The following is an 18,734-nucleotide window of genomic DNA, read 5'->3' as shown; positions in this document are numbered from 1 at the left end:
GCGAAAGAAAGCGCCCGTCCCTACCTGGGCGGGCGCCGATGGCTACAGATTGATCGACAAGCCTTGATACATGTCGGGCGTGACGTAGCCTACCGTTGGGTTTTCCATGACTTCCAGCTGCAGCTTGAAGATGCGGGCGGCATCTTTGTCCTTGTTGGCCCATTCGAACCAGATCGGAACGGCGACCTCCTGGAATCTTTGCAAGTCGTCTGCGCTAAGGCGATTAATCTCCGTGCCAGCGTCGATGAATTTCTGCCAAGTGTCCATGTCGGCTTTCTGGATCGCGCCGAAATGGGTGTTGGAATAGACTTGGACCTCGCCCTCGATGAACTGCTTGAGATTGTCTGGAAGTTTGTTCCAAACATTCATGTTAACCGCGAAATCCATCAAGTCGACGGGTTGATACATCGACATCAGGCCGGGGGGACCCATGGAAATGTACTTCGTCACCTGCTGGAAGCCGAGCGCCCAATTAACTGCCGGACCGGTATAGTCGGCGGCGTCGATAGTGCCCTTCTCCAAGGCCGAGAAAACCTCGCCGCCGGGCAGCAGCGTCGTCTTGGCGCCTGCCTTGGCAAAGGTCTCGGCGATCATACCTCCCGGGACGCGCAGCTTCAGATCCTTGAAATCGTCAAAGGAGCGGATCGGCGTTTTCGAATGGATGATATTGGCTCCATGATGGATGCGGTTGACGTAGTAGAGGCCCTGCGCGGCGTAGATGTCACGACAGACCTGCAGTCCGCCCTTTGAATAAAAGAAAATGTCCCATTCATGCGGATAGCGTAGGCCCATCGTATACGAGCTCATGAAAGCGGTCGCGGGGAGCTTACCCGCCCAGTACAGAGAGAACGAGTTCATGGCCTCCAGAACGCCGTTCTTGACTCCGTCGAAAAGCTCAAAATCACCCACGATATCCTTGGCCTTGAAAGGTTGAAGCTCGAGTTGACCGTTCGTTTTTTCCTTGATCGATGCACACCACTTCTGAAAGGTTTCCAGGCCGACGCCAGCCGGCCATGAGGTCTGTACCTTCCAGGTTATCGTCTCGGCCGCCTCGGCCTTGCGCACCCAAGGCGCCGCAACGGTGACAGTTGCCGCCCCGGCAACGAGACCACTGGTCTTCAAAAAGCTCCGCCGCGATGTGGGCAGCTTGTCCTTCTTCATTTTTTCCTCCCGTAGTTCGGCGGACTCCGAACCTCGGAAAGTCCGTCGGTGCGACATTAACGCACATGTAGCCTTCCAAGCCAATGTCGAATGAGCGCGGTGGTCCAAAGCCGAAGCTGGCCTGGGCTGAATGAAGGATTCGCCGCAGTGGAGGGGTCGTGGGCTCGCGGGCGTCAGGTCGAACGCATGCCATTAGGAGCTCGACCGTCTCCTCTGGTTTCTCCGGATGCGCTGCTTTGGGATCGGTGAGGTAATGACCATGCGCATAGATGTTGTCCCTCAAATTCTTGTTCAGCTCCGAGAAAATCCTTGCCGTTAGCCCCTCCACACGCCCCGTTTTGAATCATGCGACCCCAGCATGCCTGGCCATGCTGCCCGAAAATCGTACGGATTTTACGCAGGCGCCCGCCTAAGGCGGAGAACACGTATCAACCAAGGCCTTTGCCACGCCCTGGCGAAGATTGAAAAGCTACAACGGCGAACGCCGCAACGACCACCTCGCGACCGGCTGTCATCGGCCTGAGAGTGATGAGGCGTCACCGAGCAGCGGCGGGAGTTGCCCTGGGTCCCGGTCGAAAAGCACTACACCTTCGCCACCGTCGACTGGCCCAAGTCCGTGTTCGATGGCCGCTCGCAGCTCCTCCTCTGATGTACGGGGAGGACTGGAAGGTGGCGTGCCCGGGCTGCACCTCGGTCGGCGATGGGCTGGGCAGCATGGTCACGCACGTGAACAACCGCGACGTGACGCTCATCGCGATGTCGCGGGCGCCGCTGGACAAGCTGGGGCGACTAAAGCACAGCGCGGGTCGACGATGCCCTGCGTAACGGGAACGGCGACGACTTCTTGGTCGACTACGGCTTCGCGTTCCGCCGGGAAGAAACGTCGGAATCGCCGCGACGAGTTCCACATGGGGCAGCTGCTCCGCGAGGCCCGCAATGGCTGCAGGACTACCGCGATCATGTCGGTGCGCCGAACCTCCAGTCGGCCGTCTCGGTGAGCGCAGGGTGGAGTGTCTTCGCGATGGAGGACGGAGCGTTCGACAACACCAAACGCCGCTACCCGCCGCTGGCGGCCCGCTCTACGCGCGTTTCTCGAGTTCGTGCCAAAAGCGGTGACATCCGCAACTTGCGCGGCTCTAATCTGTTCTTAGGCTAGGTCGCCCCATGAAGTACCGCATTCTCATCGGAGCGCTCGCCGCGGCGGCCCTCCCGGCCTCCGCGACCACCGCCACTCAGCGCGCCTACTCGGCCGCTCTCGTGGCGTGCGGCCGGCAACCAGCGCACCCTCACAGAATGTCAGCCCCGACTCGAAGCATTCAGGCGTGAGCTAAAAGCGATAACGCACTCCGACAGTATTCGCGTTGGAACCCTCTCCCATGTTTCCAAACGTGCCTCCGGCGTCGGATCTGTGACCGCTGCGAAGGAAGCGGAATCGGACGTGCCCGATGGTAACGCAGCTTCTTGATCTCCTGCAGGCAGATGGTCGACACCGATCCGGGTCAGTTCAGCTTGGGTCGCGAGTTTGCCGCCTGGCTTGGGCTCACATGATCGCGAACTCGAGTGGCGGCAAGGATCTGTTGGCCGCATCACCAAGAAGGGTGACCGGTATCGGCATTACTCAGGGCAGATTGGCAGGTTCGTTGTAGTAGACCAACAAGCCAGGCTAGGCCCGCATCCATCATAGCGACCTTCGGCACGATGCTGTTCATCTTGAAATGTCCAAGCAGGATCGGCGCATCAATACCCACTACGCCGAAACGGCTGGCGTGCATGGCGATGAAGCGGCGCGGATAGGCTGAGATCAGCTCCGTTTCGGCAAGCACCGCCAGTCCGAACATGAAGTTCGGAACAGTCAGCGCAACTCGGCGCGACAGCGCTCTCTCAGCCAGAACCCTGTCGACAAAACCCGTTGGATCGCCCGCGCTGGACACAACGAGGTGCTGCATGGCGCAGTAATTTTCGAGACTTGGGTCGCTGGCGAAAGGGTGGCCGGCGCGCAAGGCGATGACGAAATCTTCCTCATAGATCGTGTCCACCACAAAACGCACGGGGAAGTCGTCGAACGGAACGACGGCGACATCCATCGTGCGCGCTTCAAGCTCGGCAATGGTATCGCGCCAGGCCAGCGCCGGTGAAGGCTCGCCCGGCCTGGGCAGCAATTGCCGGATGCTGATGTCGACGCCAGGCGCTTCCAGGCGCACTTGGGCGAGCAGCGGCGGCAGGAACACGGACGAGGCCCCGTCCGGCGCGCCGACGACGAAGCGGCGCGTCGAGCGGGAGGAGTCGAATGGCTCGGCGCTAGCAATTACCGACCGTACCCGCGCCAGAATCTCGGCCACCGGGGCAGCCAGCTCCGTTGCCCGGTCGGTGGGTACCACGCCACGCGGTGTTTTCAGGAACAGCGGATCGCGCAGCAAGGAGCGCAGCCGCCCAAGACCATGGCTGACAGCCGATGGTGACAGGCTCAGCCGCTCCGCCGAGCGACCGACGTGACGCTCCTCTATGACGACCTCGAACAGGACCAACAGATTGAGGTCGACGCGAGATAGGTCAGTTTGGTTCAGCATATTCCTGAAATCATATCACTGGATTCAACAGAGTAAAGCTGCGAATTGGCTGGCCGCAGCGGAGCAGTCCTGCCTGGCCGCGAGACATCATCACCGAGGAGCAAACTCATGCCTGACTTCCCTAGTTCAATTCTGGTCACCTGCGCTGGCGGCGCCCAGGGCTCAGCAATCGTGCAAGCCTGCCGCGCGGCAGGCGCCACCGTACGCGTCCTTTTACGCAAAGGCGCGCCCGACCATTTGGCGACGGCGTCAACATCGTGCGCGGCGACCTCGCTGACGCCCGCCGCCTCGGCCTCGCCTGCCTTGGAGTCGATGCAGTGGCGCTGACGCTGCCGCTCGATGCCAGTCCCGAGGAAATTGTGCGCTACGGCCGCAACATGCTCACCGCGGCGCGGGAGACGGAGGTCAAGCTGATGGTGTTCAACACCAGCAGCTATGTCTCCCGGCTCTCAGGCACGGCGCTGATGGACGCCAAGATGGAACTGATTGACATGATCAAGGCTTCCGGCCTGCCATCGATCATCCTCAAGCCGACGCTCTATATGAGCAATGTCGCCACCCCCTGGGGCGCGCCTGCGATAATGCACCACCATGTATTCCCCTATCCGCTTCCGGCGGACTTCCAGACATCGTGGATCTCCTGGGGAGACATGGCGGCTTATGTCGTCGAGGCGATGCGGCGGCCAGAGCTCGCGGGCGCGAGCTTCGACATCGGAGGACCCGAGGCCCTGACCGGGCCACAGATGGCCGATATCCTTTCAGACATTATCGGCCGCGAAATCGAGTACTATCCGGTTCCACTGGGGGACTTTGCCACCCGCCTGACGGCGATGCTAGGCAAAAAATCGGCCGATCAGGTCGTCGCCCACTATGCCTGGATCCACCGGCAGCGCTCGACGCTTCTGGCTGTCGATATGCGTGAGACGATCAGCGTGCTGCCGATCAAGCCGACTCCGTTCGCAGACTGGGCTAAGGCTCAGGACTGGCCGGCACTGGCCAGCACCGTGAAGGCGGCATGATCATGCAGGCGATCAAGATCCAGAACCGAAAGAATCCGTCAGGGTTCGAAGATGTGCCCCACGATGCCACCGAAGTCATCGACTTCTGGTGGCTTGTGGGCCCCACAATGTGGTTCGCCAAGGACGCGGCTTTCGATCGTGTCTTTCGCGAGCGCTTCCTGCCGCTGCACGAGGCTGCGGCGTGCGGCGATTGCGACGACTGGGCGGCGACGCCATATGGCGCATTGGCGCTGCTGGTGCTGCTGGACCAGTTTCCGCGCAATGCGTTTCGAGGCACGCCGCGCATGTATGCGACGGACGACAAGGCCCGACATATCGCGACGGCCGCCATCGATGCCGGGTTCCAGCATGAGGTGCACCCCTCGTGGCGGCTGTTCTTCGCGCTGCCATTCGCCCATTCGGAAAACCTAGCCGACCAGGACCGCTCGGTGGCACTGGCCCGCGAGGTCGGACCCTCCGACGCGATGCGCGCGGAACACCACCGCAACATCGTACGCCGGTTTGGACGGTTTCCGCACCGCAACCCGATCCTCGGCCGCCCAATGCGGCCGGAGGAGCAGCGTTTTCTCGATGACGGCGGCTTCGCCGGCTGACCTAGGCCGCCGGCTTCATTTAACCAAAGAGATACGATCGTGACCTGGACCGAGATTCGGCTTCTTCGGAAGCTTCATCATCGTTCTCACCTACTCAATGAAAGCCATGCTGTGGCTGCGCATCACGGCCGTGCTGAGCTGTTTGTGCTTTGCTACCTACGGCGCCTCATCGGCAGCTTGCCGCTGGTCCTGATGGAACTAGTGCTGCTGCCAATCAATACCTGGCGCCTGTTCGAACTTCTCCATCAAACTCAGACGGGCCGGACTCACAAGGGAGTCTGAAAAATGCGAACACCGCGTCTCTGGCTGCTGCTCCGGTCGGCGCTTTCCTGCTGGGTGCTCGGCCGGGATCTGGCTTGTGATCGCGGCCAGCGTCCACTTTCAGGGTATCCATCCGGTAAGCACCGCGGCGCCTATGTCCCGTTAGCGGACAGGACGAAGTTCCGGGCGGGGTGGAAGCCGCCGTTGCCCACAAGGCCTCGGCCTGATCAACCGAGCTCCCATGGCAGAAGCAGCGGGTATGCCGTGTTGCGCGGCGAGAAGGCTTACTGTGACCCGCAGGCCCGCGAGTTGGGCGCGAAGAGGCTGCGCTGGGTCAGCGCGCGCGCCGGTAATGCATGGCGACCACGCCGCTGCGGAGCGGCTTGGCCGAGATCAGCTCGAGCCGTCGCGTGCTGGGCAGCCCGCTCTGGTAGAGGGTCGGGCCGTGGCCCGCGATTCTGGGGTGCACGAGGAGCTTGTACTCGTCGATTAGATCCAGCCGGTCCAGCTCGGTCGCGAGCTTGCCGCTACCGAGGAGCACGCCGGCCGGGGTCGCGTCCTTGAGCCTCTGCACGCCCGTGCGCAGTTCGCCGCCGATGTGGTGGCTGTTGGTCCACGGAAAGGCCTTTCGCGTCGATGACACCACGTACTTCGGCTTGGCCTCCAGCTTGACCGCCCACTCGCGTATCGCCGGCGGCGCCTCCTCGTCGCCGCGGGCGACTGCCGGCCAGTAGCTCTCCATCATCTCGTAGGTGACGCGACCCCACAGCATTGCTCCGCCCTCATCCATAAGGCGGGTGAAGAAGGCATGCGTCTCGTCGTCGGCAATTCCTTCCTGGTGATCGACGCAGCCGTCCAGGGTGACGTTGATGCTGAAGGTCAATAGTCCCATGCGGCGAGTCTAAGCCATACAATGGAGAACATGAAGGCCGATTGCTCGCGTTGATGTCGAACTTCCGCAATGGCTCGGCACACGAAGTAAGGCCCTGCCGACTTCCGGACGTTAGTCTAGAGCGCTACGCAGCCTGCGCTGGCTCGGCGCCGGACCGCCAGCGCAGCTGGTTCGACTGCAGTTTCGAGGTCGCCGACGACAGCGGCAGAACCGTGCTGGTGATGCCGTTCGACGAAGTGGTTCCGGAGAGACACGCCTGACTGCTCGGGTCGTATGAGGAGGGAGTTGCTGACAAACGGTCTGGCCGCTCAAGCTGGGAAGTCACCAAGGGACGATTGAAAGGATGAACAACACAATAGCCGCGCCAACGGGCGATCTCGCGAAGGAAATTGCGCGAGGGAAGTGATCCGCGCCCTTCCTGAGCGGGATCCTGATACAATACCCCATGGCCGTCCGAATAGCGGTTGTCCTCGCGCTTCTTTTCGCCTTCGCCTACGGTTTCGCAAAACTCGTGAAACACTATGGCGGCGTTCGCGACCAGCCCTCTCCGTGTGAAAACTTGCCACATCCTGATTGTCCTGATCCAAGCGCGCCTCCTCAGAAAGAAACCAAGCCTTGAGCTGGTGCGTGCGTGGAGCTGCAACATTGGAACGGCTAGGCCTGACAATGGGCAGCGGCCCGTGGAGCCCGTTGACCGCTTCCTCGCTCGGAAGCACACCGGGCGGGCACTTCTCCTCAATGACCATGCGAATCAGGTGGAGGCAATTTCGGGCGTCATAGGCAGGGTCTTGGACTTTCATCCTGGCGATCTGGCGCCGTTCTGGCGATCGTCAAGTCCGGCCCAAGCCCATCATGGCGCGCGCGATGGCGATCTGCGCCTCTGGCGGTTCGGTCTCGCCGCTGCATTGCCCTAAAGCGCAGAGGTTCCTCAACTGACGTTCGGCTGGCGGCAACGCGGCAACTTGCTCGCCAGCCGAGTTGAGTGCAGCCGCTGGTCGCGGGAGGCTAGCCAGCCACACGCTGGTGATTCTAACCTGAGCTCATGTGAGATCAACAACCCTGGTCGGTCTTTTTCACCTGACCCGGCGCGGCGGTCTTGGCTGTCGTGTCCTGCTGACCAGGCGCCGCTTGCTGAGCGCTGCCAGTCTGCTGGCCGGGCGCGCAGTCTCTGGCCGAGTTCGGATTTGTGGTGCCGCTGGTGGTGGTCGTGTCGGTGCCCTGATCGCCGGACATGTTGGTCCCGGTGCTCGTCGTGCCGGTCCCCTGATCCGTCGTGCTGGGCATGGTTGTCGTGGTCGAGGTTCCGCTCGTTGAGGTTCCGCTCGAAGTTCCGCTCGTCGTCTGGGCAACGGAAAGCCCGGCCGACACCGCCACGACGGCCGAAGCAAAAAGGATTCGTTTCATCTTCTTTCTCCTGTCTGAATGCGCGGGATGCGCCTGGCAAATCCAACAGGCAGACAGAAAGAGTGTTCCCCGAAGACGCTCAATTTTTGTATGCAATCTCTGACTGCAGGCAGCGCGCCCACGCTCATTCCATGGCGCGCATCAGCATCGGGGATGATGAGGTAGCGTACACCGGTTGAGGGGAGAACCCCAGCAGCCAGGAATGCCTTGCGGGCCTCCTCAGCTTCCATCTCGTCGTATATCACGGCCATGCAAACGCGCACCGCGAGGTCCCACCAAGGGCCACGCTTCGTCCACTTCATCAGCTCCTCGTCGGCTGTCTTGACGTTGTCGACGTTGCGGATGATCCGGGACGCTCGGTTTTGACGAGGACCGGAGGGTTGAACCAGTGACGAGACATGAGGGCCTTAGGGGCGGCTAGCGAGTTTCCTCTCCACTAGCCCGCTAGCGATGAGATGGTTAACCTTTTGTTAGCCATGTGTGGGACCGTGATGGGACTGTTTCCAAACGTTCGTCGACCGTTGTCTTGGCGGTCGGTACGAAGCCGTTATGCATTATCTTCCAGTATTTGTCGCCCTGGCCATTTCGCTTGTCGTGGGTTTAGCCGTGGCGATGGGTTTAACATGAACGCCAACACGCTCCCAAGCGAGGCTATTCGTGGAGGTCGAACGCGACTGACAGTCGGAAGGCCGGGGCCGCACCGACTATAAGGTAGACCAGCTTATCGTCAGTAACCAGCAGATGCGGAGCGCCCCAGCGCACCGGCGGCCTCCCCGCTCGCAATCCAAATAGACGTCTTTCAGCTGTTTGATTGGCATGTCAGCGTAAGCGAACGCGAGGTCCTGAGCGTCAGAAGCCGACAATGAAGCCGGACTGATTGCGATCAGCACGGTGCCGAGCGTCACAGGCGCGAGGGACTTAACAACTGACATGATCATTTTGAGATCCTCCCCAGCTCCCGTCGGTCAACATCCAGTCCTTGGGGTCGCAGGTGTAGTGCCGTTCGAAGGTCCCATCCGAGCGCCGCTGCTTGTCGAAGTCTCGATGTAAGGCTCGATCGCGCGCTCGTGGACCAGCCAAAGGGGATCTCGGCCGAGGCGTAGCCACTGCCGGCGGCCAACCGTTTCGGGATCGAGGCCGAAGCGATCCTGGTGCGCTCGATCGTCGTGCCGGCCGCGCCTGCCTCCGCATGACGGATGGCGCGGCTTCGCAAATCGCACATGATTTCGTCACGTGAGATGCCGATGTCGCCAAGGACGTCATCGGGTAAACGGCTCAACTGGTCCGTTGCCGACAAGAGAGCGCTCGGCGCGGAGGCGTAACCACCTGCGAAATGGACCAATGGCGGCAGCATGAATTATAACCATGATCAGATCGTCCCTTCATTGATCTGAATACGCGGTGGCAAGCGGAATGGAGACCTAGCTAGATTTAGCGTAGCACCCCCTCCTCCTCGGCAGCTTCCTCGAAGGCTTTACGGACATCGTTGGGCGAGACCCGGCCCTCAAAGGCATCGCTGCAGGCTTGCACCGCCAGATTCCACTTCGGTCCCCTCTCGGTCCACTTCGTGAGTTCCTCGGCGGCACCCTCGACATTGTTGCAGCCGTAGGTGACCCCAGGTCGGTCGGTCTTGACGTACACCAGAGGGGAGAACCAATGGGTTGCCATGAGGGGGCCGCTCTGCGCTCATCATCGAAGGCCGTGGGCATACCGCTTCGCGAGCCAGAGGTCCGCTTTCGTTGCCAGACGGGCAGAGCGCCTAAACTTCAAATCGCACGGCCCAGAGCAGATGATACTACAGCCTCATATGTTGCCGGCAGTTCGAACAGCATGGGCAGGTGGCGACACTCGGCTTCGTCCACGATCAGCGCCTCAATAGTCGCGATGGAAAGATGGCTTCTGAGGCGCAGCCGGACAACCGCGGCGAGCTTGTGAACGGGCACCGGTACCGCCCCGGCGTACTGGTCTAGAAGATTGTTGATCTCGGCAACTACTTTTGGATCGACGGCGTGGGGCAATGGCAGCATGAGAGCGCTTCCTTTCGGAAGTAACTCTAAGCCGATCGGGGCGATGAGTCTTGGCGGGTACGTTTTTAACCAATGTCGCGGACATCATTGGACGTCAGGTCACGCTCGTTAGCGTTGCGCACATTAGAGCGGCAAGGGCCCGCTGCACAGCCAATCGCAACGCAAGCGTGAACCATTCTCGCGTTACTGTGTTTGTAGGGATGCCGCGCTATTTCTTCGACTTCACCGACACTGGCAAAGTCTTCCTTGACTTGTGGGTATCGATCTCCCGGACCTCGAAGCTGCAAAGCAAGAGGCGGTGAAAGCCTTGGTCGAGATTACCAAGGATAAGCTGCCGGATGGTCCCTATAGAGAATTTGTGATGACCGTTCGCGACGAGTCCAACGAGACGTTCTTAGAGGCTATGATCAAGTTTGAGATGCGGGCGCGCTAGCTCTGCAAAGATGGTTTCCGATTGGTATCAGTTAATAGACAGCTCTCGCTTACAAATAGCGAGTTCTCGGTTGAATGAGCGTCGCGCGCGCGCAGACATCGATGACCTTCGGCTCTCCCTTGATGAAACCCGCCGCGTAATTGCGGCATCCCGTAAGCTGCTGGACCGGATGGCGAACCGGTTCGATGAACACGAGTGGAAGGGGAACTTAGAGCGGAACGAGCCTGCCGACCAACCCAGGTCGTAGGGAACAACGCAGGCCCTCCCGGGTTTAGAACTCGCAGCGGCGTGTGTTCTCCGTGGATGTGCAGCCGCTGTAGGTGGTCCGTCGCCGTTCTCACGGCGGCGGCCACCTGTTTATGCCTTGGGGGAGTAACGTCCCTCCTCTTTTGCAGCAGCCAGGAATGCTTTCCTCGGTTTGACGCTCAGCCAGCCGCTAGGCACCTTCTTCGGTCTTCCCCTGTTTGGCCAGATCAATGGCCGCAAGTAATGACGCTAAGGTCGGCGGCAGTGCTGGTTCGACTGCTAGCCTTAACAGCTTGTGCATGTGACGACGATTGTCTTCGGAGTGGATCAGTTTCCGAAAATGCTTTGGAGACAGACGGATGGCCTGCTTTGTTCTTCTTGATCATGTGTGTAGGGCGTCCCTTCCCCGTCAGCCGCAACTCGCCCGAACGGAAATGGTTCCAACCACGAGGCCGGGAATGTTTGGTAGAAATTTCTGCCCCCGTGCCCTCTCGGTCCTATAAGGGGTAGAACCAATGGTTTCCATGCGGACTATTCGTGGAGGTCGAAAGCGACTGACAGTCCGAAGGCCGGGGCCGCAGTGACTATAAGATAGACCAGCTCATCGTCAGTAACCAGCAGATACGGAGAGTCTCGGCGTATCTCTGCGATGGTCTCCTTTACGGATAAGACTTCACCGCGAGAGGCTTGCAGGATCACTTTCTGAACAAGGTCCTTCGTGGCAGCTGCGGCGGGTGGAGAGTTCGGTTGATCGCCCATCCTGGGAGCCCCCTCAAGCTAAACCCAAGCGATCATTGATGATCCACAGTGGTAAAAAATCAACATACGATTTCGTGTGAAGGGGGCGGAATGTTTGGTAGAAATTTCTGAGCGGGGGATCGGATAACTGGCTCGCGCGAGACTCCCCCATGCGCCCTCCGCTTTCCGCCAGCGAGGCCGTAACATGTTGTGTCGGAGAGTTGGACCCCAACATGGTGAGTCTGAGCCAGAAGTTACGGAGCAAGCAGCCGTTCTGCATCTATTGTGCCGGATCGGCTCGCGGCGTCGACATCGACCACGTACCGCCAAGCTGTTCGATGGAAAGTGGCGACCGAAGGGCGGGGAAGTGACTACCTGCAAGCAATGTCACTGAAGGCACACGCGAGATGGACGATGTCGCGGCGTTCGCAAGCCGCTTCCTGCCCAACCCGACGACGGCTGAACAGCATGACGACGTCAAGCGTCGGTCAAATCGGTGTGCCGAAACTATCCCAGCCTAATCGCCGAACTGGGCAGACCGAAGGAGGACGGCCGCTACGTTGAAGGCGGAGGAGTGCTGGCGGCGAACGGGCCGATCATGTCCTCCGTAATGACTACCTTCGCCGCTCGCATGGGGTTTGCCCTTCACCACTGGGTTACTGGGGAGATCGTCGGCCCGGCTGGTGGCGTGTTTGCGCGATGGCATTCAAATTATGAACGATTTCAAGGCCGGCTGCCCCAAGCATTTCTGGACATCCTCGGGGCGGATTACACCATGTCGCAGGGCCGGAAGAATGTGGGAAATCAGTTCAGCTTCAGGTTTGTCAAAGGCATGGAGCTTGGGGTGACCGGGTATTGGGCAACGTTTCGGCAATCGTTCGCGGTCATGGCGTTCGTCTCCCAAAACATGGCTGAACTTCGAGACGCGCCCCATTACCTTGTGCGGCGACCGGGGTTCCTCAAAGGCTATTCCGTCAAGTTCTTGGGGTCTTGGCCCGGTCAGTACGGTCAGCCGTTCCTGACGCCCTATTCCTTCACCAAGTGACCCACCGAGGCGCCTGGTCTCGTATGGTATGCTCCAGCGGTACCAGCCAAACCGGAAACCATCTTAACTGAACTGAAGAGGGTTTCCGAACATGTCTTTCATCAGGGCCTATCTCCGCGCATCAACCAAGGAACAAGACGCAGGACGGGCAAGGGAAGACCTTGAACGATTCGCAAAAGAACGCGGTCTGGCGGTGGCCGCCTGGTATGAAGAGAACGAGAGTGGGGCAACCTTGAAGCGTCCTGAGCTGGATCGGCTCATGCGCGATTGTCATCCCCAAGACGTGCTCTTGGTGGAGCAAGTTGATCGTCTTTCCCAGTTGAACGAGGCCCATTGGGAAAAGCTGAGAGCCGACCTGAAGGCGAAGCAGGTGCGCGTCGTGGCGCTGGACCTGCCGACATCCTGGCAGGCTGTCAGTGATGAGGCGACGAGTTCTCCCGGCGCATGGCCGAGGCGATCAATAGTATGATGCTGGACATGCTCGCAGCCATTGCCCGCAAGGACTACACCGACCGAAGAAGGAGGCAGGTCCAAGGGATCGAGAAGGCCAAGGCCGACGGGCGTATGCGGGGCCCGGCAGGAGGACGCGAAGCGGAACGCCGCTGCCTCGGCGATGCTGAAGACGGGCGCAAGCTGGAATCAGATTGTCGACGTAATGGGCTGCTCTCGGGCGACCGTGGCGAAGCTGGCAAAGCGGGGCAGGGCAGCGTAGCGAGGAGCGCTCCCGCGACACCTTGCCTGCTTATCGCCGTTCATGCGACCGCGTTATGCGGGGTGGCTATTTTGAAGACCAGAAATTTTGCAGATGGATCAGACTACCCCTATCGTGACCGAACTCGATGACGGAGAGGAAGAGCGCGACAGTCCCTTCAATGCCTATCGGTTCGCCGCATCGGAGAACACCAAGGCTATCGTCCAGGAAGCGATATTTCGGGCTCAGGACGAACAAGCGCCGGAACCGGGATCAGGAAACATTCGACCTGACCGTTGACGCCGTTCTGTCGGACCTCATGCACCATCACGTCGCCGAGGATCCAGGCGAAATCTATGTAAGGCGCTCCAACCGCGTTCTCGGCACAAAGAGCCGCTATCGACCACGCGTGTACAGCAAGATGTTCCCACACATTCTCGACCTCATGGCGAAGCCAGAGATGGATTATATCGAACAGCAGATCGCTGCGCCGGTGGAAGGCGCTGCCAGGGCGACGGCCATCCGGTCCGGTCTCCGGCTTCTTGACCGGATCGCTGAGCATGGGGTCGGAATCGATGACCTCGACGAACATCCGCACGGCGAGACCATTGTTCTGAAGCGCGTCAAGCTGGTGTCTACAAGATACTCAGCCAGAACAGGGCTGGCACCCTCGATCTGCCGCCTTTTCTCGTTGCGGAAACGTGTATGCTGCAGCTTAGCGCGCTGTTTCCGCCCGGGTGGAGCTAGGCTGTCAGTTTAGTGAAGTCGTGGCGCCGCGCGCGAACATGTGCCAGCAAATTCGTTTCGTTTACGACCCCTGATTGAAAGAGATTCAGCGTGGTCGAGACCAGAATCTGACCGTCTATCGAAGTGCTGTACCATTTAGCGTCGGCGGTTATCTGGTCGACAACCCGCTGGCAAATCGCCCGATCTTTAGGTCTAAGGAACTGACTTTTCAGTGCTCGGAGCATCTCGATGCCTTTAAAGGGGAGTCACTTGTCTCCCACGCGACCACGCGTGGGTCTCCCGAGAATGGATACTAAACGCATCTAGACAGAAAATTGCCATTCGTTTGAGCGGTACCGATGCGGGGCGTTGGGTCGATGACGTGGTTGCGATCCTGGCCGCGGTACGGAGGCGGGTCACCGACGACCGCATCAGGGATACGCGCACTTCCTTAGGGGGCGGCCCAGCAGCTTGGGTTAGGGGCCGCTTGGCCTGACCAGCGAGCGTTCGGGAATGCTCGACTGGCTTGTTAGCACATTAGACAAGTCTAATGTAATGCGAACGAAGTACGCGGCGGTAAGAAAGTGGCTGGCACGATTCACTTACCGCGCGCTAGTTGTGGTCGGCCAGCTCATCCGGGATAGTCGGGGCTGATGGGTGCGCAAAGACCATCAGGCGAGCCCTCCACGCAGTAGCGCACATCTTGACCGATACAAACGACGACCATGTCGCGCGCGTGCAGAGCTCATCATTTGCACACTCTCATCTCGACCGCTACGTTTCTCCACCTAGCCCATTTCCAGCCCGCGGTCATATTCTGAAGGACCTCATGACATCCGATAATAAAGCGCGTGAACATTTCGCCATCGATCTCGCGCAGCGCGCCGGCGAGCTCGGCCTGAAGTATTTTCGCGACCTCGACAGCCTCGCCATCCAGAGCAAAGGTCATCAGGACATGGTTTCGCAGGCCGACCGCGAGGTCGAGCTATTCATCCGCGCGGCAATGAAAGCCGCCTACCCGACCGATGGAATCGTCGGCGAGGAGCATGCCTCGGTCGCCGGATCGACCGGGCATGTCTGGGTCATCGACCCGATCGACGGCACTGCGAATTTCGTGCGCGGCATTCCGGCTTGGTGCGTGGTCATTGCCTGCGCCAAGGACGGCGACACTGTCGTGGGTGTCATCCACGAGCCCTCTACGGGCGAAACGTTCCATTGCCGAAAGGGCGGCGGCGCCTTTCTCAACGGCAAGCCGATCAGGGCAAGCGCGGCCACCAGCCTGACCGACGGCTCGTTGGGCACCGGCTTTTCCAACCGCGCCGAAATGCAGAACGTCGCAACGCTCATCGGATTGCTGTTTTCAAAGGGCGGCGTGTTTTTCCGTAACGCATCCGGCGCGTTGATGCTCGCCTATGCGGCCGCCGGAAGGCTGCTCGGCTATGTCGAAGAGCATATGAACGCCTGGGACTGCCTGGCAGGCATGCTGCTGATGGAAGAAGCCGGCGGCACGATAGTCAAGCCCGACCCAAAGACGGTGCTGGAAAACGGCGCGCTGGTGATTTGCGCCGGCAGCGGCGTGTTCGCCCAGATCCGCCAACTCTGCATGCAATCCTTCAAGCTTTGATCAGAACCGGTCCGCGCCCTGGAAAGCCGATGCCGATGCTGTCGCCTGCCTGAAACGGCGCATCGATATCGTGCGATATTGCAAACACTTGGCCGTGCGGTGTGCCGATGATCAGTTCGAGATGGCTACCGACATAGGTGACCTTTTCGAGCCTGCCGGCGATCGTCTGCGGCGTGCCGGCAGGCCCGATCTCGATGCGGCTCGGACGGACCGCCAGCTTCGCCGGGCCGGCCAGCTGGCGTCGCGCCGGCAGTTTCAAGGCAAGCGAACCCAGCCGGACGGTGGCTTCATCGCCTTCTACTGAAACCACCTCGCAATCCAGGATGTTGGCTTCGCCGATAAAGTCGGCAACGAACGCATTGGCCGGCGCGTCGTAGAGTTCGCGTGGCGTGCCGTCCTGTGCGACCACTGCCTTGTTCATGACTATGATGCGGTCCGAAACCGCCAGCGCCTCTTCCTGGTCGTGCGTGACATAGACCACGGTCAGCCCGAGCTTTATCTGGATCTCCCTGATTTCCTCGCGCACGTGCCGGCGCAGTTTGGCGTCGAGGTTGGAGAGGGGCTCGTCGAACAGCAGCACTTGCGGTTCGAGCACCAGCGCGCGCGCAACCGCCACGCGCTGCTGCTGGCCGCCTGACAGTTCGCTGGGCAGGCGCGCCTCGAAACCGGTCAGGCCGACCAGTGCCAATCCAGCGCGGGCGCGGGACGCGGCCTCCTTCTTGTCATGGCCGGAGAAGCGCAAACCATAGGAGACGTTTTCAATCACCGTCATATGCGGGAACAGTGCATAGGACTGAAAAACCATAGACACGTCGCGGTCGGTGGCCGGCAAACGCGTCACGTCGGCGCCGCCGATCAGGATACGGCCGCTGGACGGCATTTCCAGGCCGGCGATCATGCGCAGAGTCGTCGTCTTGCCGCACCCGGAAGGTCCGAGAAGCGTCACCAGCTTTCCGGCTTCTATCGCAAGCGAGATGTCGTTCACCGCTGGCGTGCTCGCGCCCGGATAGGTCTTGCTGACATGCTCGAAAGTGACAGAGGCGGCATTGCCCCGAATTTCAGCCATCACCCGGCTCCTGCTATTGTCGTCTAGCCGCCTGGCGTTGCGGGCAGGCTGACATTGGTGCGCATGCTCCAGCCGTCGTCGCCCTTCTGGATGCCGCGCCGACCGATGTTGCGGCTGCCGACGACCAGCTGCATCAGCCCGATGACCACCAACATGACGACGATCAGCACCGTCGAATAGGCGATGGCGATGCCGTACTCATTGTTCTCGACACGTCCGACGATGTAGCTGGTCGACAGATCGTAGCGCGCACTGACCAGGAAGATGACGGCGCTGATCGCGGTCATGGCGCGCACGAAGGAATAGACAAGCGCCGCCAGCATCGCCGATCTCAGCAATGGCAGGATGACGCGTCTGAAGGTCTGCCAGGAGTTGGCGCCAAGTGTGAGCGAGGATTCATCCAGGCTGCGGTCGATCTGCGACATCGAGGCGACGCCGGCGCGCACGCCGACTGGCATGTTGCGGAAGATGAACGACAGCACGAGGATAATGCCAGTTCCGGTCAGTTCGATCGGCGGCACGTTGAAGGCTATGATGTAGCTGACGCCGATCACAGTTCCCGGGATCGCGAAAGACAGCATGGTCGCGAATTCGAAGGCGTTCTTGCCACGGAAATTCTGGCGGACGAGAAGGTAGGCGGTCAGAAGTCCTATCCCTGCGGTCAGCGGCGCCGATATCAGTGCTATTTCCATCGTCGTCCAGAACGAACTCCAGGCCGAGCCCGACCAATGGATGCCGAATTCATTCCAGCCGACGGAGAATGCCTTCTTGTAGTGCTGCAATGTAAGGCTCTGATCGACGCCCCATAGCTTGACGAAGCTGCCATAGAAGATCACCGCGTAGACCAATACGGTGAATGCCGTCCACAGTCCGGCGATCACATAGAGCGCGTATGTCAGCCCGGTAGGCAAGCGCGGATGGACGCCGGCGTCGCCCTTGCCGGTGACAGTAGTATAAGAGCGCCTGCCGATCCAGAAGCGCTGCGCATAAAAGGCGACAAGCGTGAAGCCTAGCAGCACCAGTGCCAGGATCGCCGCAAGTGCCGCATCGTTCTGCGCGCCGACGATGGCGAAGAAGATTTCCGTCGACAGGACATCGTAATTGCCGCTCAGCACCAGCGGATTGCCGAAGTCGGCCATGCTTTCGATGAAGCCGAGCAGAAAGGCGTTTGCGAGGCCTGGCCTCATCAGCGGCAAGGATACGGTCCAAAAGGTCTGCCAGCGGCTGGCGCGGAGCGTCTGCGAGGCTTCTTCCATGGACGGGCTGACGCCTTCGACAACGCCGATCAGAACCAGGAAGGCGATCGGGGTGAAGGCGAGAACCTGGGCGATGAGCAGGCCGGGAAGTCCGTATACCCAGCGTGTGGGTTGGATGCCGAAGACGCCGGCGACGCTCTGCGTCACTGCGCCCGACAGTCCGAACAACAGGATGATGGCAAGCCCGATGACAAAGGCCGGCGTGATGATCGGCAACACGGTCAGCGCCCGCAGCAGCTTGCCGTAGCGGAAACCCGTGCGTGTCACGACAAGCGCGAACACCAGCCCCATAAACATGGTCAGCAGACCGACGAGTAGAGCGAGCAGCAGCGAGTTCCAGGCAACGCCGCAGCGGCTGCCGCCGGCGAGACAAGCTAGGCTCCAGAGGCGCGAACTGAACAGTTTGGCCAGGAACGCGACAAGGGAATAACCCCCGTCGTCGGTCTGCATGGCGTTGGCCAGCATCATCAGGATTGGCATGAAGATGAAGATGGAAACCACCGCGACGACAAAGCCAATTGAGCTGACGACGAATACGTCGCCGCCGACAGCACCGCGTGCGCCAATACCCTGGGTGAACAGGAACAGAAAGGCGCCGCTGACCAGCAGGGCGCCGTAACCCATGCCGAACTGGCGGTCGTCTAGATCGCCGAACAGGCTCGTCAGCCAGCTGACCTGCCAGCCGTGCAACCCGATGGCGAAGCCCTGGAACAGAAGCCAGCCAAATCCCGCAGCGCCGACAGTGACGAGTAGCCGGCCGAAAAAGGGATCGGATTTGTTGCGACCCCACAGAAGCAGCGGCGCCGCCAGCAGGAAGCCGAGCGGCGCCAACCACAGTTTCTCGCCCTTGCGGGCCAGAACCAGCGCCGGTGCGAATTTGCTGTCGAACGGGTAGCCGTCGAGCAGCCAGGAAAGGCCGAAGAACCCGTCCTCAATGCCGTACCAGGGCAGCAAGGCAAACCCCATCCAACCGACCGCCATCCAA

Annotated in this window: 19 protein-coding genes and 2 pseudogenes; 9 read left to right on the top strand and 12 right to left on the bottom strand. The window is 60.4% G+C overall.

All coding sequences use genetic code 11. From position 1 onward, the window contains the following. Window positions 1–42 precede the first annotated feature (42 nt). Window positions 43–1,218 carry a TRAP transporter substrate-binding protein DctP gene (dctP, locus tag NKI79_RS22805; RefSeq protein WP_352804671.1) on the bottom strand — a complete coding sequence of 392 codons (1,176 nt, stop codon included), beginning with the start codon at window positions 1,216–1,218 and terminating at the stop codon, window positions 43–45. A gap of 490 nt (window positions 1,219–1,708) precedes the next feature. Here dctP and NKI79_RS33310 point away from each other — a divergent pair. The 3 genes and pseudogenes from NKI79_RS33310 to NKI79_RS22795 all read left to right on the top strand — a co-directional run. Further along, window positions 1,709–1,810, top strand: a pseudogene (locus NKI79_RS33310) (DUF899 domain-containing protein); the annotation flags it as partial. After that, entirely contained in the window at window positions 1,810–1,986 is a 177-nt protein-coding gene (locus tag NKI79_RS33305) for a DUF899 family protein (RefSeq protein WP_502909848.1), read from the top strand. The pseudogene NKI79_RS33310 and the gene NKI79_RS33305, both read left to right, overlap by 1 nt. 19 nt (window positions 1,987–2,005) lie before the next feature. Continuing rightward, the gene (locus tag NKI79_RS22795) at window positions 2,006–2,317 is read left to right on the top strand and encodes a hypothetical protein (RefSeq protein WP_352480164.1); all 312 of its coding nucleotides are present in this window, start codon (window positions 2,006–2,008) and stop codon (window positions 2,315–2,317) included. 430 nt (window positions 2,318–2,747) lie between these two features. On the opposite strand, the gene NKI79_RS22790 is transcribed toward NKI79_RS22795, so the two are convergent. Next, window positions 2,748–3,728 (bottom strand): LysR family transcriptional regulator, encoded by a 981-nt coding sequence (locus tag NKI79_RS22790; RefSeq protein ID WP_352804668.1) that lies wholly within the window; start codon window positions 3,726–3,728, stop codon window positions 2,748–2,750. A 257-nt stretch (window positions 3,729–3,985) separates the two neighbouring features. Between NKI79_RS22790 and NKI79_RS22785 the strand changes: the two genes are divergently transcribed. Continuing rightward, entirely contained in the window at window positions 3,986–4,747 is a 762-nt protein-coding gene (locus NKI79_RS22785; RefSeq protein WP_352804665.1) for an SDR family oxidoreductase, read from the top strand. Further along, on the top strand, window positions 4,744–5,340 hold the full coding sequence (locus NKI79_RS22780; RefSeq protein WP_352480167.1) for a DUF924 family protein: 597 nt from the start codon (window positions 4,744–4,746) through the stop codon (window positions 5,338–5,340). Before NKI79_RS22785 ends, NKI79_RS22780 begins: the two co-directional genes overlap by 4 nt. Window positions 5,341–5,935: 595 nt before the next feature. On the opposite strand, the gene NKI79_RS22775 is transcribed toward NKI79_RS22780, so the two are convergent. The 7 genes from NKI79_RS22775 to NKI79_RS22745 all read right to left on the bottom strand — a co-directional run bounded on the left by NKI79_RS22775 (window position 5,936) and on the right by NKI79_RS22745 (window position 9,924). Further along, window positions 5,936–6,493: a dihydrofolate reductase family protein gene (locus tag NKI79_RS22775; RefSeq protein ID WP_352480168.1), complete on the bottom strand. Its 558-nt coding sequence runs from the start codon at window positions 6,491–6,493 to the stop codon at window positions 5,936–5,938. Between the two features lie 124 nt (window positions 6,494–6,617). Beyond that, window positions 6,618–7,061 carry a hypothetical protein gene (locus NKI79_RS22770; RefSeq protein WP_352804661.1) on the bottom strand — a complete coding sequence of 148 codons (444 nt, stop codon included), beginning with the start codon at window positions 7,059–7,061 and terminating at the stop codon, window positions 6,618–6,620. A 482-nt stretch (window positions 7,062–7,543) separates the two neighbouring features. Then, complete coding sequence (locus tag NKI79_RS22765) at window positions 7,544–7,897, bottom strand: hypothetical protein (RefSeq protein ID WP_352804659.1); 354 nt, start codon at window positions 7,895–7,897, stop codon at window positions 7,544–7,546. Continuing rightward, entirely contained in the window at window positions 7,894–8,241 is a 348-nt protein-coding gene (locus NKI79_RS22760; protein WP_352804798.1) for a DUF982 domain-containing protein, read from the bottom strand. The genes NKI79_RS22765 and NKI79_RS22760 overlap by 4 nt, the downstream gene beginning before the upstream one ends. Window positions 8,242–8,831: 590 nt before the next feature. Continuing rightward, on the bottom strand, window positions 8,832–9,251 hold the full coding sequence (locus tag NKI79_RS22755) for a YjiS-like domain-containing protein (protein WP_352804656.1): 420 nt from the start codon (window positions 9,249–9,251) through the stop codon (window positions 8,832–8,834). Window positions 9,252–9,328: 77 nt separating this feature from the next. Next, window positions 9,329–9,565: a DUF982 domain-containing protein gene (locus NKI79_RS22750; RefSeq protein ID WP_352804654.1), complete on the bottom strand. Its 237-nt coding sequence runs from the start codon at window positions 9,563–9,565 to the stop codon at window positions 9,329–9,331. A 98-nt stretch (window positions 9,566–9,663) separates the two neighbouring features. Next, window positions 9,664–9,924: a hypothetical protein gene (locus tag NKI79_RS22745; protein ID WP_352804651.1), complete on the bottom strand. Its 261-nt coding sequence runs from the start codon at window positions 9,922–9,924 to the stop codon at window positions 9,664–9,666. A 253-nt stretch (window positions 9,925–10,177) separates the two neighbouring features. Between NKI79_RS22745 and NKI79_RS33300 the strand changes: the two genes are divergently transcribed. The 3 genes and pseudogenes from NKI79_RS33300 to NKI79_RS22735 all read left to right on the top strand — a co-directional run bounded on the left by NKI79_RS33300 (window position 10,178) and on the right by NKI79_RS22735 (window position 13,098). Continuing rightward, on the top strand, window positions 10,178–10,357 hold the full coding sequence (locus NKI79_RS33300; protein WP_502909847.1) for a DUF6894 family protein: 180 nt from the start codon (window positions 10,178–10,180) through the stop codon (window positions 10,355–10,357). A gap of 1,558 nt (window positions 10,358–11,915) precedes the next feature. Continuing rightward, entirely contained in the window at window positions 11,916–12,386 is a 471-nt protein-coding gene (locus NKI79_RS22740) for a hypothetical protein (protein WP_352804648.1), read from the top strand. A gap of 91 nt (window positions 12,387–12,477) precedes the next feature. Next, window positions 12,478–13,098, top strand: a pseudogene (locus NKI79_RS22735) (recombinase family protein). Between the two features lie 196 nt (window positions 13,099–13,294). Here NKI79_RS22735 and NKI79_RS22730 read toward each other — a convergent pair. Next, window positions 13,295–13,675, bottom strand: coding sequence for a hypothetical protein (locus tag NKI79_RS22730; protein ID WP_352804645.1), 381 nt, complete (start codon window positions 13,673–13,675; stop codon window positions 13,295–13,297). A 957-nt stretch (window positions 13,676–14,632) separates the two neighbouring features. Between NKI79_RS22730 and NKI79_RS22725 the strand changes: the two genes are divergently transcribed. Beyond that, on the top strand, window positions 14,633–15,427 hold the full coding sequence (locus NKI79_RS22725; protein WP_254820674.1) for an inositol monophosphatase family protein: 795 nt from the start codon (window positions 14,633–14,635) through the stop codon (window positions 15,425–15,427). On the opposite strand, the gene NKI79_RS22720 is transcribed toward NKI79_RS22725, so the two are convergent. Then, entirely contained in the window at window positions 15,417–16,493 is a 1,077-nt protein-coding gene (locus NKI79_RS22720) for an ABC transporter ATP-binding protein (RefSeq protein ID WP_352804642.1), read from the bottom strand. The two genes, NKI79_RS22725 and NKI79_RS22720, sit on opposite strands and share 11 nt — an antisense overlap. A gap of 23 nt (window positions 16,494–16,516) precedes the next feature. Next, window positions 16,517–18,715 (bottom strand): ABC transporter permease, encoded by a 2,199-nt coding sequence (locus tag NKI79_RS22715; protein ID WP_352804641.1) that lies wholly within the window; start codon window positions 18,713–18,715, stop codon window positions 16,517–16,519. Window positions 18,716–18,734 lie beyond the last annotated feature (19 nt).

Origin of the sequence: Mesorhizobium sp. M0340, from assembly GCF_040321535.1 — a bacterium.
In the GTDB taxonomy this organism is placed as follows: Bacteria; Pseudomonadota; Alphaproteobacteria; order Rhizobiales; family Rhizobiaceae; genus Mesorhizobium.
The sequence above is the reverse complement of the archived record's forward strand: the minus strand, read 5'-3'. Positions and strand labels throughout refer to the sequence as shown.

What these genes read in the sequence shown, in the direction of transcription:
- dctP (WP_352804671.1), bottom strand. Translation starts at nt 1,218, where the DNA reads ATGTCGCACCGACGGACTTTCCGAGGTTCGGAGTCCGCCGAACTACGG.
- NKI79_RS33305 (WP_502909848.1), top strand. Translation starts at nt 1,810, where the DNA reads ATGTACGGGGAGGACTGGAAGGTGGCGTGCCCGGGCTGCACCTCGGTC.
- NKI79_RS22790 (WP_352804668.1), bottom strand. Translation starts at nt 3,728, where the DNA reads ATGCTGAACCAAACTGACCTATCTCGCGTCGACCTCAATCTGTTGGTC.
- NKI79_RS22780 (WP_352480167.1), top strand. Translation starts at nt 4,744, where the DNA reads ATGATCATGCAGGCGATCAAGATCCAGAACCGAAAGAATCCGTCAGGG.
- NKI79_RS22775 (WP_352480168.1), bottom strand. Translation starts at nt 6,493, where the DNA reads ATGGGACTATTGACCTTCAGCATCAACGTCACCCTGGACGGCTGCGTC.
- NKI79_RS22770 (WP_352804661.1), bottom strand. Translation starts at nt 7,061, where the DNA reads ATGTGGCAAGTTTTCACACGGAGAGGGCTGGTCGCGAACGCCGCCATA.
- NKI79_RS22765 (WP_352804659.1), bottom strand. Translation starts at nt 7,897, where the DNA reads ATGAAACGAATCCTTTTTGCTTCGGCCGTCGTGGCGGTGTCGGCCGGG.
- NKI79_RS22755 (WP_352804656.1), bottom strand. Translation starts at nt 9,251, where the DNA reads ATGCTGCCGCCATTGGTCCATTTCGCAGGTGGTTACGCCTCCGCGCCG.
- NKI79_RS22750 (WP_352804654.1), bottom strand. Translation starts at nt 9,565, where the DNA reads ATGGCAACCCATTGGTTCTCCCCTCTGGTGTACGTCAAGACCGACCGA.
- NKI79_RS22745 (WP_352804651.1), bottom strand. Translation starts at nt 9,924, where the DNA reads ATGCTGCCATTGCCCCACGCCGTCGATCCAAAAGTAGTTGCCGAGATC.
- NKI79_RS22725 (WP_254820674.1), top strand. Translation starts at nt 14,633, where the DNA reads ATGACATCCGATAATAAAGCGCGTGAACATTTCGCCATCGATCTCGCG.
- NKI79_RS22720 (WP_352804642.1), bottom strand. Translation starts at nt 16,493, where the DNA reads ATGGCTGAAATTCGGGGCAATGCCGCCTCTGTCACTTTCGAGCATGTC.
- NKI79_RS22715 (WP_352804641.1), bottom strand. Translation starts at nt 18,715, where the DNA reads ATGGGGTTTGCCTTGCTGCCCTGGTACGGCATTGAGGACGGGTTCTTC.